Genomic DNA, 26,273 nt, shown 5'->3' with positions numbered 1-26,273 from the left:
GAACTCCGTATGCACGTCGGGTGGATCAGTTGCCGGAAATACCTAAACCGCAATCACCTGATGCACCGCCTGGCGGTCACGGCCGAGCTCTCCGTAAGGTGCGACCGTCCAGAACCAGCTGCGTTTGGCGATAGGCGCCGGCACACCGCAGAGAAGATCGGCATCCTCCAGCACGGCACCACCGCGATCCGTCACCTTGTAGCTGACATCGGTCAGCAGCGCCGTCCTGCAGGGCAGGGCGGACAGCCCGTCGAGATGCGCCTTGATGAGGGAGGAGACGATCGCATCCGCATCGTCATGCCGCGACTGCGCGAGCTGCCGACGGGTGCCGACGCCGATCTGCGAGAGGATATTGGCCGAGACGACCAGATCGAGATAAGGCACCTGCCGCAGGAAGGAGAGCGGTTCCGGCATCCGGCCCGCAAGCGTGTCCGTGAAGCCGGAAAGATCACGGGAAATCAGCCGGATGTTGGTGAACCGCTTGGCCTTGATCCACGCCCTGACGCTCGCAAGATGCACGAGATCGACCAGCACCACGGTATCGAAGGCTCTGGCGAGATCGAGGATCGGCACGTCGCGCAACAGGCCCGATCCGAGCACGACGGCCGTGCGTCGCTGCCGCATCCCGGCAATCGTCTCGCCGATGAAGGCCTTGCAATTTGCCTCATGGGGCGCCCACGCCTTGGTGCAGCGGTTCGCCCGCGACCAGAGGTTTACGGAGGAGTGGACGAAGGGTCGGAATTCGGACGGCGTGACGGCTTGCGTCGCGGCATATTGGATGGCTTCGAGGATCATGGATCAGCGATAGACTTCCCGGCGGTGCCGCTGTCAATCATCGAGGCCTAGTTCTTGCTCCAGCTGCACCATCGTATAGGTGCGAGAGTTGCCGTTTCGAACGTCTTCCATATGCGCTTCAACGACCGCAAGAGCGTGCAGATCTTCGAGATGTTTGTGCAGAACCTGAGCCACGTAAGCGTCCGTATCGAAGCCGTGTATGTCAGCGTAGCGCATTAGCAGTCGATACATGGCTTCAGGGATTTCAACAGCAATGCGCTTGTTCATGGCGATGATCCCTTTGGGTAGGCGGATATATACCAACCGCCCCGACACTTCGCCAGCGGCCGCCCTTGCCGCCAAAAGCTTCATCCTCTAAGAAACCGCTCGTATTTTCGGCCTTTTCCCGAAGGCCCGTGAGCAATGGATATCGATCATGAACGACAAGAGCAAAAAGCCACAGAAACTGAAGGCCCGCCTGCCGCGCGGCTTCGTTGACCGTTCGGCTGCCGATATCCATGCCACCAACGAGATGACCGCTAAGATTCGTGAGGTCTACGAGCGCTACGGTTTCGATCCGGTCGAAACGCCGCTGTTCGAATATACCGATGCGCTCGGAAAGTTCCTTCCCGATAGCGACCGCCCGAACGAGGGTGTCTTTTCGCTGCAGGATGACGACGACCAGTGGATGTCGTTGCGCTATGACCTGACGGCGCCGCTTGCCCGCCATGTCGCGGAGAATTTCAACGAGATCCAGCTGCCGTTCCGCACCTATCGCGCCGGCTATGTCTTCCGCAACGAGAAGCCGGGCCCGGGCCGTTTCCGCCAGTTCATGCAGTTCGATGCCGATACGGTCGGTGCGCCGGGCGTCCAGGCCGATGCCGAAATGTGCATGATGATGGCCGACACGATGGAAGCGCTTGGCATCAAGCGCGGCGACTACGTGATCCGGGTCAACAACCGCAAGGTTCTCGATGGTGTGCTAGATGCCATCGGGCTCGATAATAGTGAAAGTGCAGGCCAGCGACTGACGGTCCTGCGTGCCATGGATAAGCTGGATAAGTTTGGCATTGATGGTGTGAAACTACTGCTTGGCGCCGGTCGCAAGGATGAATCAGGCGACTTTACCAAGGGGGCGGGCCTAGATGAGGTCCAAATCAAGGCTGTTGTTGCTATCCTGACGGCTGACTTCGTGCTGCAACGCAGAGAAGATGGAACGATTGAGGCCGTTCGCGAGAACAAGGTGGACTTCAAAGTAAGCCCGCCGGCACAGGATGAGAAAAATAGTTATTATCACGGCTTGGCCGAGCTACAGCAGATCCAGGAAAGCGTAAGAAGCTGCGGTTACGAGGCTAATCGAATTCGCATCGATACCTCCGTCGTCCGCGGCCTCGAATATTACACCGGCCCGGTCTTCGAAGCCGAGCTCACCTTCGACGTTACCAACGAGAAGGGCGACAAGGTTGTCTTCGGCTCCGTCGGTGGTGGTGGCCGTTATGATGGCCTCGTATCGCGTTTCATGGGCCAGCCTGTTCCGGCCACGGGCTTTTCTATCGGCGTCTCGCGCTTGATGACGGCGCTGAAGAACCTCGGCAAGCTGGGGCAGGACGAGGTGATCGCGCCGGTTCTCGTCACCGTCATGGATGGCGATGTCGAGAGCATGGGTCGTTACCAGCGCTTCACCCAGGCACTGCGCGCCGAAGGCATCCGCGCCGAAATGTACCAGGGCAATTGGAAGAAGTTCGGCAACCAGCTGAAATATGCCGACCGTCGAGGCTGCCCGATCGCCATCATCCAGGGCGGTGACGAGCGCGCGACAAGCGTCGTGCAGCTGAAGGATCTGATCGAGGGCAAGCGTCTTTCCGGCGAGATCGAGGACAACGCCTCCTGGCGCGAGGCCCGCGTGGCGCAGGAGACGGTCTCCGAGGCCGATCTGGTCGCCAAGGTGAAGGACATACTGGCCGCCCAGGCGGAAGACCGCAGGCGGGCGAAGGATGCGTAATAGACCCCTCCCCAACCCCTCCCCACTAGGGGGAGGGGCTTTGTGCCGCGCCGTCCTGCCGCAATCAACATCCGCCTTTTCCTCGACGTTTCTGACCCTTTCCAAGGGGGGCGGCGGTTTGGCCCCTCCCCCTTGTGGGGAGGGGTTGGAGAGGGGACTTTATCGGGGAGCCATCCCATGCCTCTGATCAACATGCCCGAATTCTCCGGCCGTCTGCTCGATGAATTTGCCGCCCGTGGCACCGCGCGCATTGATACGCCGGTCATCCAGCCGGCAGCACCGTTTCTCGACATGGCGGGAGAGGACCTGCGCCGGCGCATCTTCCTGACCGAAAGCGAAACCGGCGAGAGCCTGTGCCTGCGTCCGGAATTCACCATTCCCGTCTGCCTGCGCCATATCGCCAATGCCACCGGCACGCCGCGGCGCTACTGCTATCTCGGCGAAGTGTTCCGCCAGCGCCGCGACGGTGACAACGAGTTCTATCAGGCCGGTATCGAGGATCTCGGCGAGATCGCCACGGCGAGCGCCGATGCCCGCGCCGTCAACGATGCGATGCAGATCTTGGAAAACCTCATTCCCGGCCGCAAGCTGAATGTCACGCTCGGCGACCAGGCGGTGTTCGAGGCTGTGGTCAAGGCGCTGGGGCTTCCCGGTGGCTGGCAGAAGCGGCTGATCCAGTCCTTCGGCAACAATGCCCATCTGCGGCAACTCCTGATGACGCTTGCGAGCCCGCAGGCCGTGTCCGGCCTGTCGCCGGAGCTTGCCGAGCTTCTGAAGCAGGACGAGGCGGCCCTCATCGCCCATATCGACCGGACGATGCAGGAGACCGGCTATTCCACCAATGCCAGCCGTTCGCCGCGCGAAATCGCGGCCCGGCTGAAGGAGAAGCAGTCTTTGGCCGAAACCCGGCTGGACGGCTCGGCGCTTCTCCTGTTGAGCGAGTTTCTGTCATTGGAAATGCCTCTGTCAGAGGCGTCTGCCGCGCTTGCAGGCTTTGCCGATGCGGCAGGCCTTTCCATGGGCATGGCACTGGCCACATTCGAAGCCCGTGCCGAAGCCATGGCCGATCTCGGCGTGGACCTGACCAAGGTCACTTACCGCGCCGCCTTCGGCCGACCGCTCGACTACTATACCGGCCTCGTGTTCGAGGTTAGCCGCGACAACGCGGTTCTGGCAGGCGGCGGCCGCTTCGACCGGCTGATGACGCTGCTCGGTGCGAGCGAGGATATTCCGGCCGTGGGCTTCTCGCTCTGGCTCGACCGGATCGAACAGGCGAGGGCGCGCTGATGTCCACCATTACCATCGCACTCCCCTCCAAGGGTCGGATGAAGGAAGATGCCTCGGCGATCTTCGAGCGCGCCGGCCTGCCCATCGTCGCCGTCGGCAACGATCGTTCCTATCGCGGCAAGGTCGACGGCCGTGACGATATCGAGATCGCCTTCCTCTCTGCCTCCGAGATCGCCCGCGAGATCGGTGCCGGCACCGTCGATTTCGGCGTAACCGGCGAAGACCTGATCCGCGAAGGCCTGGCCGATGCCGACCGCAAGGTGGAAATCTCCGCCCGCCTCGGCTTCGGGCGTGCGGATGTCGTCGTCGCGGTGCCGGAAATCTGGCTGGATGTCGAGACCATGGCAGACCTCGGCGATGTCGCCGCCGACTTCCGTTCCCGCCACGGCCGCCGCCTCCAGATCGCCACCAAATACTGGCGGCTGACCCAGCAGCATTTCTCCGGCAGCCATGGCATCCAGCTTTATCGGATCGTCGAGAGCCTCGGCGCAACGGAAGGCGCGCCGGCGGCGGGACAGGCGGATATCATCGTCGATATCACCTCGACCGGATCGACGCTCAAGGCCAATCACCTGAAGATCCTGTCGGACGGCGTAATCCTGAAGTCGGAGGCCTGCCTTGTGCGGGCGCGCAAGCCGGAGCATGACGGCAACGCTCGTATCAAGGCGCTCGTCGAGGCGATCCGCAAGGCCGTGTGACGCGAAAGCTGATAGCCGATGGCAAATGAAGACGCCAATATCATCGGGCTCTATGAACGCCACGCCAGGGCGTTCGACGAGTTTCGCGGCCGCAACCTGTTCGAGCGGCCGTGGCTCGATCATTTTACCGGGCTGATCAAGCAGCGCGGCCAGATCCTCGATCTCGGTTGCGGCGGCGGCGAGCCGATCGCCGGCCATTTCATCAAGCGCGGCTTCCACGTCACCGGCGTCGATACGTCCGAGACGCTGATCGGGCTTGCCCGCGAGCGCTTTCCCGGCCTCGCCTGGTATCAGGCCGACATGCGCAAGTTCTATATCCCAACCAAGTTCGACGGGATCATCGCCTGGCACAGCTTCTTCCATCTGAATGCGGACGACCAGCGGGCGATGTTTCCCCGGTTCGGCGCGCTGGCAGGCCCGGGCGCGGCCCTGATGTTCACCTCCGGTCATTTCGAGGGCGAGGCGATGGGCCAGTTCGCAGGTGAGCCGCTCTATCACGCCAGCCTGTCCAAGGCCGAATACGAGGCGCTTCTCGCGAAGAACGGTTTCGAGGTGGTGAAGCAGATCTCCCAGGATCCGGCCTGTGGTGGCGCCACCGTCTGGCTCGCCCGCAACATCCGCCGCTGAGAAAACCAGATTTCAGGCAATAAAAAACCCGCCGGATTGGTTGTCCGGCGGGAGTGTCTTGGCAGGGAATGGTTGTAGGTTACGCAGCAATTGCGACCGAAACGCGGCGACGTGCGTCGAGCGAATAGGCGCCCGGGCCGAAGGTGGCGAGCAGGATGTAGGCGCCGGCCAGCGTGAAGTTCTTCATCAGCATGATGCCGTTAAGGGCATTGATCCAGCCGAGCGCTGCATCCGGCCAGCCGGGAACGGCAACGGTGCCGGAGTGGAAGACGGCGCCGGTGAAGGCGCAGAACAGGGCAAGCGCCCAGCCGACGATCTTGGTCTGGAAGCCGACGAGAACGGCAATACCGGTGACGAATTCGAATGCGCCGGCGAGATAGGCGAGAAGGGTTGCGGCCGGCATGCCGGCGCCGGCGATCATGCCGGCAGTACCGGCCGGGTCGGTCAGCTTGCCGAAGCCGGCATAGATGAACATGAAGGACAGAAGAATACGCGCGACGAGGATGACGGCGTTCTGGGTGTTGGACATATCAGCTCTCCAGGTATCGATGGCCTTGCCCCCACGGGCTGTGCGGCGATCGGTGATTTCTCTGGACGCCTATGTGCCAGTTTTGACGAAGATCAGAAAGATGAACGACAGTAGACAAATTGTTTCATAAAAATGAACGACCCGGACGGAGTCCGGCATGGGGAGGAGAGGCCGCGCAATTGCGGGAATGGGAGAGGGTAATAGTGGCGTTGCAATTGCGCAGCCTTGGCAATCCCGTTTCTCGTTCGGCTGCTTTGTCCTGTTCCGCCTCCCTTTCTATGACTCCTTTCGGTCGGGATAACGGTTCTTCGGACAGGTCCCGGACACCAAAGGGTCTGGCCACGGTGGAGGAGCTTGCCATCTTCCGCCTGTCCGCAAACGTCTCGCGAAACACTCCGGCGACGGAAGTTCGTCAATTATGTAAGCCAGTCTGGGGAAGGGGATGATCACCCTCGATTTTCTTCGCAAGTATCTGAATTGTATGTGTCCCTACGGCGTTTTCGTCCCCGCTTCACGGTCCTTGCCTGACGAAAATGTGAGCCGTTTCGTGTCAGATTGTTGCCGTTTGTGAATGAACCTTTCAGGGGCCATTCATCGTTATGGACCCACGATGACAGCGTACGTCACGCGAGTTCGACGCGAAAAGGAGAATGTCATGAAGAAGATCATCATCAGTGCACTGGCCCTCGTGATGGCCTCCGCGATCCCGACCCTGTCCCAGGCGCAGACCTGGCGCAGCGAGGCCCGCGAACATCGCCAGGAACATCGCGTCTATCGCGGTGCCGTCCGTGGCGAACTGACCCCGCGCGAAATGCGCAACCTCGCGCGTCAGCAGCACCGTATCGACCGTGCCAAGTCGCGCGCTGCCCGGGACGGCTATGTCACCCGTCGCGAGCGTGAAAAGGTCGAGCGCATGCAGAATCGCGCCTCGCGCAACATCTATCGCAAGACCCATAATGGCCGCACCATGTACTGATAACGGCCCGAAGAACGGCCAAGTCTAGGCAGGAAATTTCGTCAGGGGCGGCTTTACGAGGCCGCCCCTGAGCGTGTCCGGGGGATGCGTATTTCGCCCATTCCTCGGTAACCGGCTGCTGCCTTGCCAAAAGGCCGATACCGGGCCATCCTCCACTAGCCTGACAGGATGCGGCTATTCGGCGGGAACATGCCCAAAAAGGACATCCCGCCGGATGATCACTGCGTCGATGGTGTCTCGGGAGGATGGTCCATGAGCTTCGAATATCTGCTGACCGCTTTCATCATCTGCCTCTCGCCGGGCATCGGCGTCGTCTACACGCTGTCCTCGGCCATGGGCGGCGGGTTGAAGGCAGGCTTCTGGGCGTCGGTCGGCTGCACCATCGCCACCGTTCTCCATCTCGCCGTGGCCATGGCGGGCCTTGCCGCGATCCTGCACACCAGTGCGGTCCTGTTCCAGACGATCAAGTTCGCCGGGGTTGCCTATCTTCTCTGGATGGCCTGGGCAGTGCTGAACGACCGCGGCGGCCTGTCGATCCGCCGGAGCGCACCGAAATCGGCGGGCAAGCTCGTTCGGAGCGGCATATTGCTCAATATCCTGAACACAAAGCTGCCACTGTTCTTCGTGGCTTTCATCCCGCAATTCGTCCCGGCCGATAGCCCGATCGGCCTGCTGGTCGAACTCGGCCTCGGCTTCACGGCCATGACCTTCGTCGTCTTTCTCGGTTATGCCGCCATTGCTGCCACCGGCCGCCAGTACCTGCTGCAGAGCGAGACCGCGATGAACTGGCTCCGCCGCGCCTTCGCCGCTTCGTTTGCGGCGCTGGGCTTGAAGCTGGCGACCGAAGGCACGCGGTAAACAGGCCTGCCAGCAATTGCCTCCTGCCTTGAGACGGATCAGGGCTGTACGGGCAGATGCTTCTTTAGGAAGGCAAGCGCCTTGCTGTTCAGCTCTTCGTGGAACTTGGCGCGGCTGAAGCCCGGTGCATCGGTGCAAAGTTCCGGCAGGCTTTTCGCCAATGCCGCGGGGCAGACGGTCAGGAAGGCGAAATGGCCGGAGCCGGGCACGGCATGATGCTCCGGCGGGGAGGCGAGGTTGGCGGCGATCCTGGCAATATCCTTCGGCGACACGCCATCGCCGCCGCCCTCGGAACTCCACAGCTGCAGGGGCGCGCTGATTACCTGCACGCTTTCCCTCGTCGGGAAAGCGCTGCTCAGCGGGTCGGCGATGACGAACGCCTTGATGCGCGGATCGCGGGTCAGCGTTGAAGTCGGGACAAGTGCCGGATCGATCGGCTTGCAGTCTGCGCCTGTCGGATCTGCGCAGCGCCGGCGCAACTGCTGGAAATCCGGCTCGGCGCCGGCAAGCACGAGGCCCGTATACCCACCGCGTGAAAATCCGAAGAAGCCGATGCGCTGCGGATCTATCTTCGCTGCATCCGGTGACGCACCGAGCATGAAATCGATCACCCGCTTGATATCCGTCGGGCGGTTCGTCAGGGCCTTCAGGCTGGGGCCTTTGTCCTTGCTCAAGGCGGAATCGTCGGGATGGTTGAGCGCCACGACGACGAAGCCCGCATCCGCGAACGCCTCTGCCGTGTCGTGATGGCTAAGATTGGTGCCGCGAAAGCCGTGCGAGAGAACGATGAGCGGAAGTCCTTTGCCGGCAACCGGGCAATCGCGCACTGCCGGAAGAAGGAAAGGTCTAAGCTCGATGGTTTCCGCCGGCTTTGCACAGGGCGTCCACTCGGCCACCCGGATCGCTGCTCCATCCTCAATGGCGGGGATTTCGAAGATCTTCAGCCCTGCCGCCTGAGAGATTCACCAGCGAACTTAGCATGGCGGCAAGCGCAAGCGTTCTAAGAAGCATCAGAATATTATCCTTGAATATCAAAATGTGGAAAAAAGTGATTAAGGATCGTCTTTTTATCCGCGCGAGAGTTGCGGAAATCGTGATCCTTGTCCAGACCCGCCGCTAGACAGCCTGGTCTAGAAGCTCAGCTTCAATCCGGCTCGGCCCTGCCATGTGTCGATATTCTCGCCACCGAGATTGAACGTGTAGTCGGCCGATGCGAAGGCGCTGAGGCGGGCATTGATATCCCATGTAACGCCCGCGCCGAGTTCCAGCGAGGTCCAGTCGGTATCGGTGGTGATGGCGTCGCTGCCGAACCTCACCGTGTCCGTGCCGCTGAACGAATGCCACAGATTGGCTTTGACATGGGGCCGGATGAGGCCGGCGGATGTCTTGTAGCTGCCTTCCAGCCGGGCACCGATCCGGCCGGTGACCATGTTGTCGTTGTCGAAGGCGATATCGGAAAAGTCGTCCGCTTGGTCGTCCAGCGACAGGTGTTGCCAGATCAGTTGCGCCTGGGGCTCCAGCGTCCATTCTTCCGTCAACGCGATCGGATAGCCGCCTTCCAGTGACGCGGTAACGCCGAAGCCGTCGATATCGATGCCGATATCGCGATAGCTGGCGGCATTGCCGCCGTACCATGTGCCCATCAGGACGGCGTCGACATACCATCCTGATGCGGCGATATGGGTCCAGTAACCGCCGAAGCTGGTTGCGTTGAGGTTGAGATCCCCGGTGCTGACGCCGTTCCAGCCGAGCGCCTGGCCCTTGATGTCCGCATCATAGGTGCTGTAGCCGAGGAAGAGGCCGGCAATGTCGCGTCCGCCATCGGCCCGGTCCAGATGGATCACGTCCAGTCCGGCCTGGAAACCGTAGAGATGTCCGTCGAGCGCCGGATCGACCATTCCGGAAAAAGTCTGCTCCGCCTTCATGCCGTAGACACGCGTCCAGGCGGCGGGACCGTCGACGAAGTTCTGGTCGCCCCGGCGCTCGTGCAGCGTGCCGAGGGCCGAAAGCGTCGCAGTGCGGGCGGCAGGCGCGATCGCCGAATAGGTCGGCACCTCGACGCGGTAAAGCGGAACGACGTCGCCCGCCACGCGGGTCGCGCCCGATGTCGGAGGCTCCGGGTCGATGCCGATGGGCAGTGGAGGCGCTTCGGTGGGGATCTCCTGGGGATTTTCCGGGGGTGTAGGCGCCTCGGCGGCTTCAGGCTCGGGCGGCGCAACGGGTGCGGTATCGCCGGCAGACACCGGCGGCTCGACGATGCCGGACCCGTCCGGCGGCGTTTCGGGTGGGGCAGGGGGAGCGGGCGGCGGACCGCTGACCTCGGGCTCTGGCGGCTCCGGCTGCGGCTCCTCCGCCGGAGCGAGCGGCGACGGAGCGGGAGCCGCTTCCGAAGGCGTCGGCGTATTGACGAGCGCCGAGCGCAGATACCAGTTTTCACCCGTATCCGCGCTGACCCCGCCCTTGAACAGGTAATACTGGTAGGCACCGGCGGCGACGTTGTTGGTCAGCGCGAAGGTGCCGTCGCCGGTGTCGGCGCCGTTGATGCCCTCTATGACGAGAATGCCGTTCTGCGTCGTCAGCCCGCCGAGGCCTCCCTGGTTCTCGACCTCCAGGCCGGTAATGCCGCTCGCCGTTCCGCCGGAAATGATCAGCCTGTCGGACGCGGAATCGTCTGTCCCGAGCACGGTATCGACGAACAGCAGCCCATCGTTGCCGACATAATTGCCGTTGACGGTAAAACTGTCGGTGGCGCCGCCACTGCCATTGGTGAGATCGATCCGTCCGGCATTGATGACGGTCGCAAGCGCGCCGGCATCGAAGGCGGAGACCGCGGTGTCCGCGCCACCCGAAAAGACCGTGCTCGCTCCGTCGATGCTGAACGTGCCCGTCCCGGTCGAGGCATCGCCGAGAACGAGGTCGCCATCGAACATCAGCTCGGTGTCGTTGGTGGCGTCGATCGTCTCCCAGCCGACAAGCCGGCCGACGCCGTCCATCGAGACGTTGTCGAGCATCAGGGTGTCGCTACCGGCGCCGCCGGAGAGCTGCGTCATGCCACCCATATTGCCGTTGGTGAGATCGGTCAGCGTTGCGCTGTCGTTTCCGGCCTCAAGCAGGATCGTGTTGTAGATGATGCCGCCGCTCCAGGCGAATGTGTCGTTGCCATTGCCGGTCTTGATGCCGTTGCCGATGCTGCCGCCGCTGACCGTGACGCTGTCATTGCCGTCGCCGGTGCTGATATTGCCGCCGATCGTGCCGCCCGAGATAATGATCGTGTCGGTGCCAAAGCCGGTGACGACATTGCGGTCGATAATACCGTCCGACATGTCGAAATAGTTGTTGTCGAGCTTCATGTTGACGCGGCCGATGCGCCCGCCGGTCATGACGGCATAGTCGCCATCCTCGAAGAAATCGACGATGCGGCCGCCGGACATGAAAAACGTGTCGAAACCGTCGCCCTGGCTGAGCGAGCCGATCGTTCCGCCCGTCATGCGGAAGTCGTCGATGGCGGCGCCCTGTTGGACATTGCCGGTGACCTGGCCGCCGGTGATGGTGAAGGCATCGGTGCCGCCACCCTGATCGACATTGCCGGTGATCGTGCCGGAGCCCATCCCGATGCCGTCGGAACCGTTTCCGAAGATCACGTTGCCGTTGATCTGTCCCGTTCCGCCCGCCGGCAGCGTCAGCGTATTGTCGCCGCTGGTATCGGTAAGCCCGGGGCCGATGCCGCTGTCGCAGACATAATTGTCGTTGCCGACACCCGCGACGAGAACGCAGGCGGCCTGCGCCGGAGCACCGGAGACGAGAAAGGTGAGCGAAGAAAAAGGGATGAGCAGCCCGCCGCCAATCCATGAAGTCCGCATCAATCCGAATGCGGTCGGCATCGACTTACGGGTCATCGCGGCCCTCTAAGGATGTTCCGGTCTATAAATTGAACATTGCCTTAGTGAGCATCCACTAAAATAAGGGGGTTCGACAATGGCCCCAGAGTTGTGTTGCCTTTATGATACGCGCTCATAAGATTGGCCCGAGCTTTATTTCTGCGCAGTTGAACAATGAACGCCGTCAAGGCAGCGCCGTAGCGGCGTCTTTGCCTTATGTCCCGCGCGGCGGTGAGAAACGTGACGTCGTCACTCTCCGTCATCCACGCTTGTGTCCTTGACGGGCGGAGTTTGGACGGAGGGCGGTTGCAGCAGCAATGCGGCGTTTTCCCTCACCCGTTCGGCAAAATACCGATCCGTCTCGGATATCGGCGCAAGCCTTGCAATATAGGTCTCGATATCGGCTGTGATGCGATCGCGCAGATCCGGATCGGCCGTACTTGCCTGCTCGACCAGAGCCCTCATCACTGCCCTGGAGGCTGCTCGCTGCGCACTGACGGCAAGTTCGCGCTGTTCCTCGCGGTCCATCGCGATGTCGCTCCTGCCTGCGCTCTGCTCCGCGTCGATGCCTTCCCAATAATGGGCGGAAATTCTTCGGCCGGCGCGAAGGATCTGGCTGGCACGCTTGGCGTCGCCGCCCTTGCTCGTTTCCATGTCTGCGCCGCACTGCTGCAGGAAGAGGAGATGCAGCGCGACCGAAGCAGAATAGCCGTCCCTCATCCTTATCGGATCGACACCGGCCGACTTGAGGTCATCCGCTGTTCTCCTTTCGGTATCCTCACATACCTTGAGAATGGCATCCATCATGGCCTTTTCGTTTCGTCTCAGTATCTCGGATACTTGATCCTCGGCGCGCATCGAAACCGGGGGCGTCTCATTCATGGGATTTGTCTCCTGCTGTTGATTGCAAAAGCGGAAGCTTCCACTGATGTTCCCCACATGCGCATTCTCGCCCGCAATTTCCAGGAACGCGTCACCGCTATCGAGGACAGGGAGGACCGGCAACGCTCATCATTGTGACTGCTTTCAGAAGGTGGTGCATCCCTGGCATCCAAAGCAAAAAGGGCGGTCCGAAGACCGCCCTTTCGTCAACTGAACCGGATGGCTCAGACATAAGACCTTTCGGTCTTACATCATGTCCATGCCGCCCATGCCGCCCATGCCGCCAGGCATGCCGCCGGCCGGAGCGTCCTTCTTCGGCAGCTCGGCAATCATGGCTTCCGTGGTGATCAGCAGCGAAGCAACCGAAGCTGCGTTCTGCAGAGCCGTACGAACGACCTTGACCGGGTCGACGATGCCCATGGCGATCATGTCGCCATATTCGGACGTCTGGGCGTTGTAGCCGTAGTTGTCTTCGTTCTTCTCGAGGATCTTGCCGACCACGATCGAAGCTTCGTCACCGGCATTGTCGGCGATCTGGCGAACCAGCGACTGCAGGGCGCGGCGGATGATGTTGACGCCAGCTTCCTGGTCGTCGTTTTCACCCTTGACGGTGATCTTGGAAGCCGAACGGAGCAGGGCAACGCCGCCGCCCGGTACGATGCCTTCCTGAACGGCCGCACGGGTCGCGTTCAGAGCGTCGTCGATGCGGTCCTTGCGTTCCTTGACTTCGATTTCCGTGGAACCGCCGACGCGGATGACGGCAACGCCGCCAGCGAGCTTGGCAAGACGTTCCTGCAGCTTTTCGCGGTCGTAGTCCGAAGTGGTTTCTTCGATCTGCGCCTTGATCTGGGCTACGCGGCCTTCGATGTCAGCCTTCTGGCCGGCGCCGTCGACGATCGTCGTGTTTTCCTTGGAGATCGAAACCTTCTTGGAACGGCCGAGCATGTCGAGGGTGACGTTTTCGAGCTTGATGCCGAGGTCTTCAGAAATGACGGTGCCGCCCGTGAGGATGGCGATGTCTTCCAGCATGGCCTTGCGGCGATCGCCGAAGCCCGGAGCCTTGACGGCAGCGATCTTCAGGCCGCCACGCAGCTTGTTGACGACGAGCGTTGCAAGAGCTTCGCCTTCGACGTCTTCAGCGATGATGACGAGCGGCTTGCCGGTCTGAACGACAGCTTCGAGAACCGGCAGCATGGCCTGGAGGTTCGAGAGCTTCTTTTCGTGCAGCAGGATGAATGCGTCTTCGAGGTCCGCGATCATCTTTTCCGGGTTGGTCACGAAGTAGGGCGACAGGTAGCCGCGGTCGAACTGCATGCCTTCGACGACTTCGAGTTCGGTCTCGGCGGTCTTGGCTTCTTCGACGGTGATGACGCCTTCGTTGCCAACCTTCTGCATGGCTTCAGCGATGTCGTTACCGACCTGCTTGTCGCCGTTTGCGGAGATTGTGCCGACCTGGGCAACTTCAGCCGAGGTGGAGATCTTCTTTGCCTTTGCCTGCAGGTCCTTGACGACTTCTGCAACAGCGAGATCGACGCCGCGCTTCAGGTCCATCGGGTTCATGCCGGCAGCAACGGCCTTGGCGCCTTCGCGAACGATCGCGCGGGCCAGAACGGTTGCAGTCGTGGTGCCGTCGCCGGCGATGTCGTTGGTCTTCGAAGCGACTTCGCGGACCATCTGGGCGCCCATGTTCTCGAACTTGTCGTCAAGTTCGATTTCCTTGGCGACCGAAACGCCGTCCTTGGTGATGCGCGGAGCGCCGAAGGACTTGTCGATAACGACGTTACGACCCTTCGGGCCGAGGGTGACCTGCACTGCGTCAGCGAGGATGTCGACGCCGCGCAGCATCTTTTCGCGCGCAGAGCGGCCGAACTTTACTTCTTTAGCTGCCATTTTGAGAACTCCTGAATAGAGGTGTCAGCGAATTACGAAAAAGGCGTTGCCGGCAATCAGCCGATAACGCCCATGATGTCGGATTCCTTCATGATCAGAAGGTCTTCGCCGTTAAGCTTGACTTCCGTGCCGGACCACTTGCCGAACAGGACGCGGTCGCCGACCTTGACGTCGAGAGCAACGAGTGCGCCCTTGTCGTCGCGTGCGCCAGAACCGACGGCGATGATTTCGCCTTCAGCCGGCTTTTCCTTGGCGGTGTCCGGGATGATGATGCCACCCTTGGTCTTTTCTTCAGACTCGACGCGCTTTACAACGACGCGATCGTGCAGGGGGCGGAAAGTTGTGCTTGCCATTGTCTAATCCCTCGATCAAATGACATGGACAGGTCTTTAGAGGACCCGCGGATCTCGTTTGGCACTCGTCTATCGAGAGTGCTAACGGAGCCCGAGATAAGGGTGGCCACTGGTCGAGTCAAGAACGGGCTCGAAAATTTCGTTGCCGCTCTGCAGCATCAAGCAAAACAGGATTAACGGCACTGAGGTCCAGGCGCTGTCCTGCTCGGGCAGGCGGCTTTTCGCACCGGACTTTGGTCTAAGGATGGCACGCCCACGACGAGACCGTCATACAGTCTTTACATGACATTTTTACAGGGGCCAGTTCCGGATGTGAAACCGGCAGGGGAGGGCGTGAATGACTGTGGTGGATCGTGCAGGTGACGAGAGCGCATCGGCGCCGACACTGGCCGAGCTGACGGCGGTCTTCGGCCGCATCGGTTGCCTGAGCTTCGGCGGTCCGGCGGCCCAGATCGCCATGATGCATCGGGCCGTTGTGGAGGAAAAGCGCTGGATCTCCGAGGCGCGGTTTCTCCATGCGCTGAACTACTGCATGCTCCTGCCGGGACCTGAAGCCCAGCAGCTCGCCACCTATATCGGCTGGCTTCTGCACGGCACCCGCGGCGGCATCATTTCCGGCCTGCTGTTCGTCGTGCCGGGCCTCATCGTCATCACGGCGCTTTCGGCCGCCTATGCGCTCTATCAGGAGACAACCTGGCTCGCCGGCCTGTTCTTCGGCCTGAAGGCGGCCGTCCTGGCGATTGTCGTGGAGGCGGTCATCCGGTTGGGCAGGAAGACGCTGAAGAGCGGCTTTCTCTGTCTTGTCGCGGCCGCGGCCTTTGCGGCGCTGTTTTTGTTTTCCGTGCCGTTCCCGCTCGTGGTGCTGGCGGCAGCCATCGCGGGTCTTCTCAATGTCCGGCGCGCCGGTACCACGGCTGTTCCTGTCGACATGGCCGATATTCCGGCAAGGCCTCCGGCGGGGAGGGCGGTTGCCGCGCTGATCGCCTGGATCATCGTCTGGCAGGCGCCGCTTGTGTTTCTCTGGCTCGTCTCCGCACCCGAAGCGCTTTCCAGCCTCTTTGTCTTCTTCTCGAAGATGGCGGTGGTGACCTTCGGCGGCGCCTATGCGGTGCTTGCCTATGTCGCGCAGGTCGGCGTCGAGCAATATGGTTGGCTGAAGCCCGGAGAGATGCTGGACGGGCTGGCGCTGGCGGAAACCACGCCCGGGCCGCTGGTGCTCGTCCTGTCCTTCGTCGGCTTCGTGACCGGTTTTCGCGAGGCTTTCGGTGTCATGGGCGGCATTGTCGGCGCGTTGCTCGTCGCCTGGGCGACCTTCGTTCCGAGCTTCGTCTTCATCTTCGCCGGTGCGCCCTATATCGAGCGACTGCGCGGCAACCGCACGCTTTCAGGCGCGCTTTCGGCGATCACGGCGGCGGTCGTCGGCGTCATCCTCAACCTCGCCATCTGGTTCGGCCTGCATGTTCTGTTTCGTGAGGTACGACCGACGGAACTCGTGCAGGCGATCGGCCTTGGTCTGCCTGTGCCGGTCTGGTCCAGCCTCGATCCGCTTGCCGCAGTTCTGTTTGCCGGCTCGGCCGTCATGCTTTTCGGCATCAAGGCAGGCATGGTGCCAGTCCTCGCCACGAGCGCCGTTGCAGGCCTGCTTCTGAGGCCTCTTCTCGGTTAGCGACGGGCCATGCTCCGGGCGTCGCTCCCACGGGCATCCCGGCCTTTCTCCGTCCGGCTCCTCGTTCGGGTGAGCCAGCTGCGCGTCGGTAAAACATTTGGTACGCATGATCAGGGTATGGTGCGTTGCAGAAATGTGAAGTTTTAGCGTCCCGAACGCCCGGCGGACGCCTTTCGCCGGTGATCCTCTTGTAATCCCGCCAATGGTTTGCGATGTGACCGGGACAATTGTGACAAGGGACCCGGCATGGCGAAGCGCATCCAGAATTTGAACGAAGTGATCGGCGGCTACGACGTCGTTCTGTCGGATGTCTGGGGCGTTGTGCATAACGGCGTCGAGGCTTTCCAGCATTCCTGTAAGGCTCTTGCCGGTGCCCGCGAGGCTGGCGCGACCGTGGTGCTGATCACCAATTCGCCGCGTCCGGCGCCCGGCGTCATCGAGCAGATGAAGGTGCTCGGCGTGCCGGACGGCACCTATGACCGTATCGTCACCTCCGGCGACGTGACCCGACATCTGGTGGCGGAAGGTCCGAAGAAAGTCTTCCTGCTCGGTCCGGAGCGCGACCTCAACTTCTTCGATGGCCTCGATGTCGAGATCGTGTCGAAGGAAGACGCCGAGGCAATCGTCTGCACCGGCTTCTTCGACGACGAGAAGGAAGTTCCGGAAGACTATACCGACATGCTGACAGCCTGGGTGAAGAAGGATGTGCCGCTGATCTGCGCCAATCCGGATCTTATCGTCGAGCGTGGCCACAAGATGATCCCCTGCGCCGGTGCGGTCGCCGCCTATTACGAGCAGCTCGGCGGCAAGACCCGCGTTGCCGGCAAGCCGCACAAGCCGATCTATGACGAGGCACTGGCGATTGCCCGCGAGGCCCGCGGGGAGTTCGAAAAGGCCAAGGTGCTCGCGATCGGCGACGGCATGCCGACCGATGTCCGTGGGGCGCTTTCGCAAGATCTCGACCTGCTTTATATCAGCGACGGCATCCATGTCGCCGAATACACGGTGAACGGCCAGACCGACGAGGCGATCCTCCAGTCCTGGCTGAAATCCGAAAACGCGGCGCCGAAATTCTGGATGCCCCGACTGGCCTAACGGAATTGATCGGCGAACGGAATCTATCGGAATGACCGTATTCCACCGCAACGAAAAGAAAGAGCCGCTGCCGGACGCGCTGAAGGGTGGCGTCGTGGCGATCGGCAATTTCGACGGCGTCCATCGCGGCCATCGCAGCGTCCTGGAACGGGCGCTGGAACTGGCGGAAGAACGCGGCGTGCCGGCTTTGGTACTGACCTTCGAGCCCCATCCGCGCACCGTCTTCAAGCCCGACCAGCCGGTTTTCCGCCTGACACCGGCGCCGCTCAAGGCACGGCTTCTCGAGGCGATGGGTTTTCGCAGCGTCATCGAATATCCGTTCGACCGCGACTTCGCGACGCGATCGGCGGAGGAATTCGTCAAGACGATCCTGGTCGACTGGCTGGGTGCAAGCGCCGTGGTGACCGGCTTCGACTTCCATTTCGGCAAGGGCAGGGAAGGCGGCCCGGCCTTCCTCATGGCGTCAGGCGAACGCCACGGCTTTTCGGTGTCGCTGGTCGATGCCTTCCGTGACGAGAATGCCGAGGTGATCTCGTCGAGCCGCATCCGCGAGATGCTAGCCGATGGCGATGTCGCGGCCGCCGCCGGCCTGCTCGGCTATCGCTACACGGTCGAGGCCGAGGTCATCGATGGCGAAAAGCTCGGCCGCCAACTCGGCTTCCCGACCGCCAACATGCGGCTTGCGCCGGAAGCGGAACTGAAGCCCGGCATCTACGCCGTCCGTTTCCGTCGCCCGAATGGCGAGCTCTATGACGGCGTCGCCAGCTACGGCCGCCGCCCGACGGTGACGGACAACGGCCTGCCGCTGCTCGAGACCTATCTCTTCGATTTCTCCGGCTCGCTTTATGGCGAGATCTGCTCGGTCTCCTTCTTCGGCCATCTGCGCGACGAGCTGAAATTCGACGGCCTGGAGCCGCTGGTCGCCCAGATCAAGCGCGACGAAGAAGAGGCGCGTGCACTGCTTGCGGGCGTGAGCCCGATCGGCGAGCTGGATATGAAGGTGGCGTTTTAGGTCTCAGAGACGCGTGTCTGAACCCGCATCTTTCAGTATGGAATTCGCCGTGTGCCGGCTTTGGAGATTGCGCGGCACGAGTAGTATCTTGCCTGTCTCCGGTGATCGCCACTTTTCGTGCGACCCCTTCGCATTGATCAGGTACTCGTCGCCGAGTTAAGATATGATTTCGCGGACCGTCTTGTGGAAACCGTCGACCATCTCAGGCGGCGGCCGGGGCGCCGACGGGTCTCTCCCAGAGGATCGCGGGAATGAGTTCTCTCATGGGCGTGTCGGCCAGGTCGGCCGCTGACATGTGGTTTGCGACGATCAGGTCGATCGCCGCGTCAAACATGACCTCCTCGAATGCGTCCACGCTCGAAGCCTCGATATGAAGGCCTTCTATATCGCTTTCGGAATAGAAGATCTTGGCCTCGGCATCCCAGACGGCTCTGACGAAGAATGTTCTTTTCATAGCGTCCAATCAGGAAATCGGTGGTTTCGCACAAGCTATATATCTGTCATTGGTCGTCGGCAATGACGGCCGACCTTGGTCGGCAAGCAACGGAGGATGATCCCTTGGCTACGACCCCGCGCAGGCCCGCAAACCCCTTGGATGCCGCCGAAGCCCTGTTCAAGCCGGCAAAGAAGACCGCCGCCGCACCGGCGGTCGAGAAGCGTGCTCTGCCGCAGACGAAGGAACTCGTGTCCCTGAAGCTCGACAGCGCGGTGCTTGAATATTTCCAGGAGGACGGCCCCGGCTGGCAGGATCGCATCAACGATGCGCTGCGGGCAGTGATGGCTGCGAACCCGAAGGATTGAACTGCCGGGTGCGATGTCGTTTCGCGGCACCGCCGGCCGGATAGCGCTGTCGATATCTCTCAGGCGTCCGGCCGCTTGGGCTTTCGGATGTGAAGGCAACGCCCGGCCGTTGGCCAGATCGTCAAATGAGCGCGCTGTCCGAATGGCTGGATAATCCGTCTTCCTTTCCGCTTCAAAAACCCGTAATAACCGCGTCCATGACAGATTTCCGGTCGGCCCAGATTTCGGCTAGGATCATCGAGAAGATGATCATACGAATTATCGGCCCGGCTTTCCGCGCGGCTTAATCGAGCTGCGGGAAGGTCCGGGATCTTGGCGCATGTAAAAATCGCGCCTCCGCCACCGAATTCCTAAAAATCCGCATCGCGCCCCCTTTGCCGGCGCCAGAGACGATTGCCCGACATGACCGATACAGCTGAAAAACTCGATTACTCGAAGACCCTCTATCTGCCCGAGACCGAATTCCCCATGCGCGCCGGCCTGCCGCAGAAGGAGCCGGAAACCGTTGCCCGCTGGCAGCAGATGGACCTTTACAAGAAGCTGCGCGCTTCCGCCGCCGGCCGCGAAAAGTTTGTGCTGCACGATGGCCCTCCCTATGCCAACGGCAACATCCATATCGGCCATGCGTTGAACAAGATCCTGAAAGACGTCATCACCCGCTCGTTCCAGATGCGCGGTTATGACTCGAACTACGTTCCGGGCTGGGATTGCCACGGCCTGCCGATCGAGTGGAAGATCGAGGAAGAAAATTACCGCGCCAAGGGCAAGGCCAAGCCCGACCTGAAGCAGCCGGACGCGATGATCGAATTCCGCAAGGAATGCCGCGCCTATGCCGAGAAGTGGATCAAGATCCAGGGCGACGAATTCAAGCGCCTCGGCATCGTCGGCGATTTCGACAACCCGTATCTGACGATGAACTTCCACGCGGAAAGCCGCATCGCCGGCGAACTGCTGAAGATCGCCATGAGCGGCCAGCTCTATCGCGGTTCGAAGCCGATCATGTGGTCGGTGGTCGAGCGCACGGCGCTGGCGGAAGCCGAAGTCGAGTACCACGACTACGAGAGCGACACGATCTGGGTGAAGTTCCCGGTGGATGATGGGGCTGGCGAACTGGCTGATGCCCACATCGTCATCTGGACGACTACCCCGTGGACTATCCCCGGGAATCGCGCCATCGCCTATTCGCCGAAGGTCGCTTACGGCCTTTACGAAGTCACGGCAGCCGAGAACGATTTTGGGCCGCGTCCGGGTGAGAAGCTGATTTTTGCCGATGCGCTGGCCGAAGAGTCGTTCAAGAAGTCGAAGCTCGAATACAAGCGTCTGCGCGATGTATCCGCCGACGAATTGGCGTCGATCACGGCTGCGCATCCCCTCAAGGGTCTCGGCGGCGGCTACGATTTTGCCGTCCCGCTTCTCGCTGGCGATCACGTCACTGACGACGCCGGTACCGGTTTCGTCCATACCGCCCCATCCCACGGCCGCGAAGACTTTGATGCCTGGATGTCGGGCGCCAAGGAACTCGAAGCCCGTGGCATCGACACGCGCATCCCGTTCCCGGTCGACGATAGCGGCACCTACACCGCTGACGCCCCCGGTTTCGAGGGCGCCCGCGTCATGGACGACAACGGCAAGAAGGGCGATGCCAACGACCGCGTCATCAAGGCGCTGATCGAGCGCAACGCTCTCTTCGCCCGTGGCCGCCTGAAGCACCAGTATCCGCATTCCTGGCGCTCCAAGAAGCCGATCATCTTCCGCAACACGCCGCAATGGTTCGTCTATATGGACAAGGACCTGAAGGACGGCACGACGCTGCGCACCCGCGCGCTGTCGGCGATCGACGACACCCGTTTCGTGCCGGCAGCCGGCCAGAACCGCCTTCGCGCCATGATCGAGCAGCGCCCGGACTGGGTTCTCTCCCGTCAGCGCGCCTGGGGCGTCCCGATCTGCGTGTTTGCCGATGAGGAAGGCAATGTCCTGCAAGACGAAGAGGTCAACAAGCGCATCCTCGAAGCCTTCGATGCCGAAGGTGCCGATGCCTGGTTCGCCGAGGGCGCCAAGAAACGGTTCCTCGGCAATGGCCACGACCACGGCAAGTGGACGCAGGTCATGGACATCCTCGATGTCTGGTTCGACTCGGGCTCCACCCACACGTTCACGCTGGAAGACCGCCCGGACCTGAGATGGCCGGCCGACGTCTATCTCGAAGGCTCCGACCAGCATCGCGGCTGGTTCCATTCGTCGCTGCTGGAATCGGCTGCCACCCGTGGCCGCGCGCCCTATGACACGGTCGTCACCCATGGTTTCACCATGGATGAGAAGGGCCAGAAGATGTCGAAGTCGCTCGGCAACGTCGTGTCCCCGCAGGACGTGATGAAGGATGCCGGTGCCGATATCCTGCGTCTCTGGGTCATGACCACCGACTATTGGGAAGACCAGCGTCTCGGCAAGACGATCATCCAGACCAATGTCGATGCGTACCGCAAGCTGCGCAACACCATCCGCTGGATGCTCGGCACGCTCGCCCATGACGAAGGCGAGGAAATCGCCTATGCGGAGCTTCCCGAACTCGAAAAGCTGATGCTGCATCGCTTGCATGAGCTCGATAAGCTCGTGCGCGAAGGTTATGACGCGTTCGAATTCAAGAAGATCGCCCGCGCGCTGATCGATTTTGCCAATATCGAACTCTCGGCCTTCTACTTCGACATCCGCAAGGACGCGCTTTATTGCGACGCGCCGTCGAGCCTGCGCCGTCGAGCCTCGCTCGCCGTCATTCGCAAGATCTTCGAAGCGACTGTCACCTGGCTCGCGCCGATGCTGCCGTTCACCACGGAGGAGGCCTGGTTGTCGCTGAAGCCGGAAGCGGTTTCGGTGCATCTGGAACAGTTCCCGGCTATCCCGGCCGAATGGAAGAACGATGCGGTTGCCGAGAAGTGGGTGAAGATCCGCAAGGTCCGTTCCGTCGTCACCGGTGCGCTCGAGATCGAGCGCAAGGACAAGCGCATCGGCTCGTCGCTGGAAGCGGCGCCGGTCGTCTACGTTGCTGACGCGGAACTCCTCAAGGCGTTGGAAGGCCTCGAATTCGAGGAAACCTGCATCACTTCGGCCATCACGATCACGTCAGGTGATGGCCCGGATCAGGCCTTCCGCCTGCCCGAAGTGCCGGGCGTGGCCGTCGAGCCGACGCTTGCGGAGGGCACCAAATGTGCCCGTTCCTGGCGGGTGACGACCGATGTCGGCTCCGATCCGGCCTGGCCGGACGTCTCGGCGCGTGATGCCGCGGCACTCACGGAACTGGCCAAGCTCGGCCGGCTCTGAAGCTTCCGAAATACTGCCGGATGATTGCGCTCGCCCGCGTCATCCGGTATTCCTGCCTGAAATTGGCCGGATTTATACGTCAGGTCGATGAATAATAGTCTCTGAGGCGTCGAGGCGGGCGCTTGTGGTAGGGGTTTGATGGAAACGACAAAAGCGTTGCGCATGGCCATGACCGCGGCCGGCATACTGGCTGCGACCGTGACACTCTCCGGCTGCATGGGGCCGACTTACGGCACAGACAAGCCGGCAATGGCGCAGCTTGGCGATGACCTTGGCGCTGCCGTTGCACTGGGCAGCGGCCGGGACGAGGACAAGGCAAAGATCCGCTACAATCCGCGTCCGCAGCTGGTCGTCGCTGGCCAGCAGCAGGCCGGCAGCCTGCCTGCACCGCAGCAGTCGCTTGCCAATCGCGAAAACAATCCAAACTGGGTCGAGTCTCCGGAAGAAACCCGTGCGCGCCTGCGCCAGGAAGCCGAGGACAACGAGAAGAACCAGAACTACCGTTCGCCGCTTCTCACTGGCCGCGGCCAGGCTGGGCAGATGACCGAAACGGAAAAGTGGGAAGCCTTCCGTCAGGCGAGGCAGAATGCCGAGACCACCGACGTGACCGCACGTCGCCGTTCGCTGTCGGAGCCGCCGGCTGAATATCGCTCGGCCGATGCCGGCACGCTGACCGATCTCGGCGAGCCCGAGAGCAAGAAGGAAGCGCGCCGCAAGAAGGAAGCCCAGGCTGCCGGCACCGGCGGTTCTTCCTGGTGGAAGCCTTTCCAGTAATAGCCGGTTGCTAAACGCTGGCCGGTGGACACCGGTCGGCAGCGGCTTGCCGGCATCTTTCGGCAACCTCCCTTATTTTTCACGCCGTTCGCGGAAGAAGCTTGTGAGAAGGTCCGCGGCGGCCTTTTCACCGATGCAGGAATAGACATCCGGCGCATGATGGCAGGTCGGTTGCGAAAAGAACCGCACGCCGCTTTCCACCGCGCCACCCTTCGGATCGTTCGCGCCGTAATAAAGCCGGCGGATACGGGCAAAGGAAATGGCTCCGGCGCACATGGTGCAGGGTTCCAGCGTCACATACAGATCCGCCCCGCTTAGCCGTTCCGCGCCGAGCTTTTCGGCGGCCTCGCGAATGACGGCGATCTCGGCATGGGCGGTCACGTCATTGTCGGCCCGGGTACGGTTTCCCGATCGCGCAACGATCGTCCCGTCGATCACGAGGACGGCACCCACCGGAACCTCTCCGCGTGCCGCCGCATTCCTGGCTTCTGAAAGGGCGGCATCCATGAACCCGACCGTATTAGGCATTTGGGCGATTTCCTCTTAACCCGGATCGCTCGAACTGGTAGGAAGCATCCAACACGAAGCGCGCTATGCGGGCGTGCGTCCTTCTAATCAACACGAACACGGATGTCCGGCACTGTCCGTCGACATCATGCTTCAGGCAAACAACAAATGAATTCAAAAGACAAGCCGAAGCGCGGCGAAGCCAAGCCCTTCGTTCGCGAAATCAAGCCCAAGGCAGAAGGCAAGGCTGCACCGAAGTCCGGTGCCAAGCCGGGATCCAAGTCCGCGGCGCCGGCAAGGGCACGCGCCAAGGATGACTCTGCGCCTAGAAAGCCGGTCAGGTCGGCCAAGCGCGAAGAGTTCGCGACGGATGCGGCCCCGACCGCGGGCGGCGGCAAGCCCGAGCGTATTTCCAAGCTTCTCGCCCGTGTCGGCGTGGCGTCGCGCCGCGACATCGAGCGGATGATCCTGGAAGGCCGCGTCACGCTGAACGGCAAGCTTCTCGATACGCCGGTCGTCAATGTGACGCTCGAAGACAAGATCGAGGTCGACGGCACGCCGATCCGCGGCATGGAGCGTACGCGCCTGTGGCTCTATCACAAGCCGGGCGGCCTGGTGACGACGAATTCCGACCCGGAAGGCCGCCCGACCGTGTTCGACAACCTGCCGGATGAACTGCCACGTGTTCTCTCCATCGGCCGCCTCGACATCAACACCGAAGGCCTGCTGCTGCTCACCAATGACGGTGGCCTTTCGCGGACGCTGGAACTGCCGACCACCGGCTGGCTGCGCCGCTACCGCGTGCGCGCCCATGGCGAGGTTGATCAGGAAGCGCTGGACAAGCTGAAGGACGGCATTGCCGTCGACGGCGTTCTCTACGGTTCGATCGAGGCAACGCTCGACCGTAGCCAGGGCCGCAACGTCTGGATCACCATGGGTCTGCGCGAAGGCAAGAACCGCGAGATCAAGAACGTGCTCGGCGCGCTTGGTCTCGAGGTTAACCGCCTGATCCGCATCTCCTACGGCCCGTTCCAGCTCGGCGACCTGCCGGAAGGCCAGGTGCTCGAAGTGCGTGGCCGCACCCTGCGCGACCAGCTTGGGCCCCGCCTGATCGACGAATCGAAAGCGAATTTCGAAGCGCCGCTCTATAACGAGCGCGTTGCCGAAGACGACAAGCCGCAGCGCGCCGAAAAGACCGAGCGCGGCTGGGCGAACGAGCGCGGTAATGACCGTGGCGGTGCTCGCAGCGGAGATCGTGATGATCGCCGCGAGCGCGCCTTGGGTCGCCTTGATACGAAACGGCCCGACAGCCGCCGCGACGACCGCAAGAGCTTCGACAAGCCGGCCGGAAAATTCGGCGCAAAGCCCGCGGACCGCGACTTCGGCGACGAAAAGCCGAAGAAGCGCACGCCGATGGGCACCAGCCGCACGACCAATGTCTGGATGGCCCCGGGCGCACGCCCGACCACCGATGACAGGGGACGCAAGACCTCGGCCCGTGCCGAGGCGGAACAGCTGTTCAAGAAGCCGGCTCCGGAGAATGACCGCCGCGTCGTGGTCAATCGTGCAGCCGACGAGGAAGGCGACTGGATTCGCGCAGACGGCCCCGACAAGTCGGACTTCGGCGGCAAGCGCGGTTTCGGAGACCGCGAAGGCCGCAGCGATCGCGGCTTCGGCGATAAGCCGCGGGGCGACCGCAGCTTCGGTGACAAACCCAGGGGTGAGAGATCCTTTGGTGATCGCAAGCCCCGCGAAGACGGCGACCGCCCGGCGCGCGCGAAATCCTTCTCCGGCGAGGGACGCTCCGAGCGTCCCCGTGGCGAAGGTAATTTCCGTGACCGCCCGCGTGGAGACGGACCGCGCGGCGACAGGCCCCGTGGTGATGGGCCTCGCGGTGAGCGTCCCTATGGCGACAAGCCCCGCGGCGAGCGCTCCTCCGGTGAACGGTCCTTTGGTGACCGCAAGCCGCGCCAGGATGGTGATCGTCCGGCCCGTTCCTTCGCAGGCGAGGGGCGTTCGGAACGTCCCCGTGGCGAAGGTCGCGGCGAACGTTCGTTCTCCGATCGGCCGCCACGTGGTGATCGCCCCGCTCGGGACGACAGCAGAGGCGAACGCAGCTTCGGTGATCGTCCCGCCAGGGGCGACAAGCCATTTGGTGGAAAGCCGTCCGGCGGTAAGCCTGGTTTCGGCGGCAAGCCCGGTGGATCGAAAGGTTTCGGCGGCAAGCCCGGCGGCGGCGGTTCGCGTGGCGGTGCCGGTGGCGGCAAGCCCGGTGGTCGCCCGGCTGGCGGCGGTGGAAGGCCCGGCGGGCGTCCTGCCGGCAAGCCGCGCACGCCGAGGGGCTGATTA

23 protein-coding genes are annotated in these 26,273 nt (G+C 62.2%); 13 read left to right on the top strand and 10 right to left on the bottom strand.

What is annotated here, in order from left to right:
• Positions 1-42: 42 nt before the first annotated feature.
• Positions 43-795, bottom strand: a complete 753-nt coding sequence (locus tag BM216_RS08785) for a hypothetical protein (protein WP_092998025.1) — start codon at positions 793-795, stop codon at positions 43-45.
• A gap of 33 nt (positions 796-828) precedes the next feature.
• Positions 829-1,062 carry a type II toxin-antitoxin system RelB family antitoxin gene (locus tag BM216_RS08780; protein WP_143102758.1) on the bottom strand — a complete coding sequence of 78 codons (234 nt, stop codon included), beginning with the start codon at positions 1,060-1,062 and terminating at the stop codon, positions 829-831.
• Between the two features lie 148 nt (positions 1,063-1,210).
• On the opposite strand from BM216_RS08780, the gene hisS reads away from it, so the two are divergent.
• From hisS to BM216_RS08760, 4 genes are all read left to right on the top strand, one after another.
• On the top strand, positions 1,211-2,776 hold the full coding sequence (gene hisS / locus BM216_RS08775; protein WP_092998020.1) for a histidine--tRNA ligase: 1,566 nt from the start codon (positions 1,211-1,213) through the stop codon (positions 2,774-2,776).
• A gap of 177 nt (positions 2,777-2,953) precedes the next feature.
• A complete protein-coding gene (locus BM216_RS08770; protein WP_092998018.1) occupies positions 2,954-4,063 on the top strand; it encodes an ATP phosphoribosyltransferase regulatory subunit in 1,110 nt (369 codons plus the stop codon).
• The gene (gene hisG, locus BM216_RS08765; RefSeq protein WP_092998015.1) at positions 4,063-4,761 is read left to right on the top strand and encodes an ATP phosphoribosyltransferase; all 699 of its coding nucleotides are present in this window, start codon (positions 4,063-4,065) and stop codon (positions 4,759-4,761) included. The genes BM216_RS08770 and hisG overlap by 1 nt, the downstream gene beginning before the upstream one ends.
• Positions 4,762-4,779: 18 nt before the next feature.
• Positions 4,780-5,388 (top strand): class I SAM-dependent DNA methyltransferase, encoded by a 609-nt coding sequence (locus BM216_RS08760; protein WP_092998012.1) that lies wholly within the window; start codon positions 4,780-4,782, stop codon positions 5,386-5,388.
• 79 nt (positions 5,389-5,467) lie between these two features.
• On the opposite strand, the gene BM216_RS08755 is transcribed toward BM216_RS08760, so the two are convergent.
• Positions 5,468-5,917: a DoxX family protein gene (locus tag BM216_RS08755; RefSeq protein ID WP_092998009.1), complete on the bottom strand. Its 450-nt coding sequence runs from the start codon at positions 5,915-5,917 to the stop codon at positions 5,468-5,470.
• 655 nt (positions 5,918-6,572) lie between these two features.
• Here BM216_RS08755 and BM216_RS08750 point away from each other — a divergent pair.
• Positions 6,573-6,893, top strand: a complete 321-nt coding sequence (locus BM216_RS08750; protein WP_092998007.1) for a hypothetical protein — start codon at positions 6,573-6,575, stop codon at positions 6,891-6,893.
• Between the two features lie 252 nt (positions 6,894-7,145).
• Positions 7,146-7,751 (top strand): LysE family translocator, encoded by a 606-nt coding sequence (locus tag BM216_RS08745; protein WP_092998004.1) that lies wholly within the window; start codon positions 7,146-7,148, stop codon positions 7,749-7,751.
• A gap of 38 nt (positions 7,752-7,789) precedes the next feature.
• Here BM216_RS08745 and BM216_RS08740 read toward each other — a convergent pair whose 3' ends face one another.
• The 5 genes from BM216_RS08740 to groES form a co-directional block, all read right to left on the bottom strand.
• Complete coding sequence (locus BM216_RS08740; protein ID WP_348271998.1) at positions 7,790-8,647, bottom strand: alpha/beta hydrolase family protein; 858 nt, start codon at positions 8,645-8,647, stop codon at positions 7,790-7,792.
• 234 nt (positions 8,648-8,881) lie between these two features.
• Entirely contained in the window at positions 8,882-11,647 is a 2,766-nt protein-coding gene (locus BM216_RS08735) for an autotransporter family protein (protein ID WP_244530123.1), read from the bottom strand.
• Positions 11,648-11,878: 231 nt separating this feature from the next.
• Entirely contained in the window at positions 11,879-12,511 is a 633-nt protein-coding gene (locus BM216_RS08730) for a hypothetical protein (RefSeq protein ID WP_092997998.1), read from the bottom strand.
• A gap of 246 nt (positions 12,512-12,757) precedes the next feature.
• Positions 12,758-14,401 carry a chaperonin GroEL gene (groL, locus tag BM216_RS08725; RefSeq protein ID WP_092997995.1) on the bottom strand — a complete coding sequence of 548 codons (1,644 nt, stop codon included), beginning with the start codon at positions 14,399-14,401 and terminating at the stop codon, positions 12,758-12,760.
• Positions 14,402-14,457: 56 nt separating this feature from the next.
• Positions 14,458-14,754, bottom strand: a complete 297-nt coding sequence (gene groES, locus BM216_RS08720) for a co-chaperone GroES (RefSeq protein WP_092997992.1) — start codon at positions 14,752-14,754, stop codon at positions 14,458-14,460.
• A 337-nt stretch (positions 14,755-15,091) separates the two neighbouring features.
• On the opposite strand from groES, the gene chrA reads away from it, so the two are divergent.
• The 3 genes from chrA (at position 15,092) to BM216_RS08705 (ending at position 18,527) form a co-directional block, all read left to right on the top strand.
• On the top strand, positions 15,092-16,420 hold the full coding sequence (gene chrA, locus BM216_RS08715) for a chromate efflux transporter (RefSeq protein ID WP_092997989.1): 1,329 nt from the start codon (positions 15,092-15,094) through the stop codon (positions 16,418-16,420).
• A gap of 246 nt (positions 16,421-16,666) precedes the next feature.
• On the top strand, positions 16,667-17,515 hold the full coding sequence (locus tag BM216_RS08710; RefSeq protein ID WP_092997986.1) for a TIGR01459 family HAD-type hydrolase: 849 nt from the start codon (positions 16,667-16,669) through the stop codon (positions 17,513-17,515).
• A gap of 31 nt (positions 17,516-17,546) precedes the next feature.
• Complete coding sequence (locus BM216_RS08705; protein ID WP_092997983.1) at positions 17,547-18,527, top strand: bifunctional riboflavin kinase/FAD synthetase; 981 nt, start codon at positions 17,547-17,549, stop codon at positions 18,525-18,527.
• Positions 18,528-18,729: 202 nt separating this feature from the next.
• On the opposite strand, the gene BM216_RS08700 is transcribed toward BM216_RS08705, so the two are convergent.
• Positions 18,730-18,981 (bottom strand): DUF1902 domain-containing protein, encoded by a 252-nt coding sequence (locus tag BM216_RS08700; protein WP_092997980.1) that lies wholly within the window; start codon positions 18,979-18,981, stop codon positions 18,730-18,732.
• 104 nt (positions 18,982-19,085) lie between these two features.
• On the opposite strand from BM216_RS08700, the gene BM216_RS08695 reads away from it, so the two are divergent.
• The 3 genes from BM216_RS08695 to BM216_RS08685 all read left to right on the top strand — a co-directional run bounded on the left by BM216_RS08695 (position 19,086) and on the right by BM216_RS08685 (position 23,417).
• Complete coding sequence (locus tag BM216_RS08695) at positions 19,086-19,328, top strand: BrnA antitoxin family protein (protein WP_177230741.1); 243 nt, start codon at positions 19,086-19,088, stop codon at positions 19,326-19,328.
• 402 nt (positions 19,329-19,730) lie between these two features.
• Complete coding sequence (gene ileS, locus BM216_RS08690; RefSeq protein WP_092997976.1) at positions 19,731-22,643, top strand: isoleucine--tRNA ligase; 2,913 nt, start codon at positions 19,731-19,733, stop codon at positions 22,641-22,643.
• Between the two features lie 162 nt (positions 22,644-22,805).
• Positions 22,806-23,417, top strand: coding sequence for a hypothetical protein (locus BM216_RS08685; RefSeq protein WP_244530132.1), 612 nt, complete (start codon positions 22,806-22,808; stop codon positions 23,415-23,417).
• Positions 23,418-23,489: 72 nt separating this feature from the next.
• On the opposite strand, the gene BM216_RS08680 is transcribed toward BM216_RS08685, so the two are convergent.
• Positions 23,490-23,945, bottom strand: coding sequence for a nucleoside deaminase (locus BM216_RS08680; protein ID WP_092997970.1), 456 nt, complete (start codon positions 23,943-23,945; stop codon positions 23,490-23,492).
• 147 nt (positions 23,946-24,092) lie between these two features.
• On the opposite strand from BM216_RS08680, the gene BM216_RS08675 reads away from it, so the two are divergent.
• Positions 24,093-26,270 carry a pseudouridine synthase gene (locus BM216_RS08675; protein WP_092997967.1) on the top strand — a complete coding sequence of 726 codons (2,178 nt, stop codon included), beginning with the start codon at positions 24,093-24,095 and terminating at the stop codon, positions 26,268-26,270.
• Positions 26,271-26,273 lie beyond the last annotated feature (3 nt).

This window comes from Rhizobium sp. NFR07, from assembly GCF_900111905.1.
GTDB lineage: Bacteria > Pseudomonadota > Alphaproteobacteria > Rhizobiales > Rhizobiaceae > Neorhizobium.
The sequence above is the reverse complement of the archived record's forward strand: the minus strand, read 5'-3'. Positions and strand labels throughout refer to the sequence as shown.

What these genes read in the sequence shown, in the direction of transcription:
- BM216_RS08685 (WP_244530132.1), top strand. Translation starts at nt 22,806, where the DNA reads ATGGCCATGACCGCGGCCGGCATACTGGCTGCGACCGTGACACTCTCC.
- BM216_RS08785 (WP_092998025.1), bottom strand. Translation starts at nt 795, where the DNA reads ATGATCCTCGAAGCCATCCAATATGCCGCGACGCAAGCCGTCACGCCG.
- groL (WP_092997995.1), bottom strand. Translation starts at nt 14,401, where the DNA reads ATGGCAGCTAAAGAAGTAAAGTTCGGCCGCTCTGCGCGCGAAAAGATG.
- BM216_RS08735 (WP_244530123.1), bottom strand. Translation starts at nt 11,647, where the DNA reads ATGACCCGTAAGTCGATGCCGACCGCATTCGGATTGATGCGGACTTCA.
- BM216_RS08760 (WP_092998012.1), top strand. Translation starts at nt 4,780, where the DNA reads ATGGCAAATGAAGACGCCAATATCATCGGGCTCTATGAACGCCACGCC.
- BM216_RS08730 (WP_092997998.1), bottom strand. Translation starts at nt 12,511, where the DNA reads ATGAATGAGACGCCCCCGGTTTCGATGCGCGCCGAGGATCAAGTATCC.
- BM216_RS08745 (WP_092998004.1), top strand. Translation starts at nt 7,146, where the DNA reads ATGAGCTTCGAATATCTGCTGACCGCTTTCATCATCTGCCTCTCGCCG.
- BM216_RS08675 (WP_092997967.1), top strand. Translation starts at nt 24,093, where the DNA reads ATGAATTCAAAAGACAAGCCGAAGCGCGGCGAAGCCAAGCCCTTCGTT.
- ileS (WP_092997976.1), top strand. Translation starts at nt 19,731, where the DNA reads ATGACCGATACAGCTGAAAAACTCGATTACTCGAAGACCCTCTATCTG.
- BM216_RS08705 (WP_092997983.1), top strand. Translation starts at nt 17,547, where the DNA reads ATGACCGTATTCCACCGCAACGAAAAGAAAGAGCCGCTGCCGGACGCG.
- BM216_RS08770 (WP_092998018.1), top strand. Translation starts at nt 2,954, where the DNA reads ATGCCTCTGATCAACATGCCCGAATTCTCCGGCCGTCTGCTCGATGAA.
- BM216_RS08750 (WP_092998007.1), top strand. Translation starts at nt 6,573, where the DNA reads ATGAAGAAGATCATCATCAGTGCACTGGCCCTCGTGATGGCCTCCGCG.
- BM216_RS08710 (WP_092997986.1), top strand. Translation starts at nt 16,667, where the DNA reads ATGGCGAAGCGCATCCAGAATTTGAACGAAGTGATCGGCGGCTACGAC.
- groES (WP_092997992.1), bottom strand. Translation starts at nt 14,754, where the DNA reads ATGGCAAGCACAACTTTCCGCCCCCTGCACGATCGCGTCGTTGTAAAG.
- hisG (WP_092998015.1), top strand. Translation starts at nt 4,063, where the DNA reads ATGTCCACCATTACCATCGCACTCCCCTCCAAGGGTCGGATGAAGGAA.
- BM216_RS08680 (WP_092997970.1), bottom strand. Translation starts at nt 23,945, where the DNA reads ATGCCTAATACGGTCGGGTTCATGGATGCCGCCCTTTCAGAAGCCAGG.
- hisS (WP_092998020.1), top strand. Translation starts at nt 1,211, where the DNA reads ATGAACGACAAGAGCAAAAAGCCACAGAAACTGAAGGCCCGCCTGCCG.
- BM216_RS08755 (WP_092998009.1), bottom strand. Translation starts at nt 5,917, where the DNA reads ATGTCCAACACCCAGAACGCCGTCATCCTCGTCGCGCGTATTCTTCTG.
- BM216_RS08780 (WP_143102758.1), bottom strand. Translation starts at nt 1,062, where the DNA reads ATGAACAAGCGCATTGCTGTTGAAATCCCTGAAGCCATGTATCGACTG.
- chrA (WP_092997989.1), top strand. Translation starts at nt 15,092, where the DNA reads ATGACTGTGGTGGATCGTGCAGGTGACGAGAGCGCATCGGCGCCGACA.
- BM216_RS08700 (WP_092997980.1), bottom strand. Translation starts at nt 18,981, where the DNA reads ATGAAAAGAACATTCTTCGTCAGAGCCGTCTGGGATGCCGAGGCCAAG.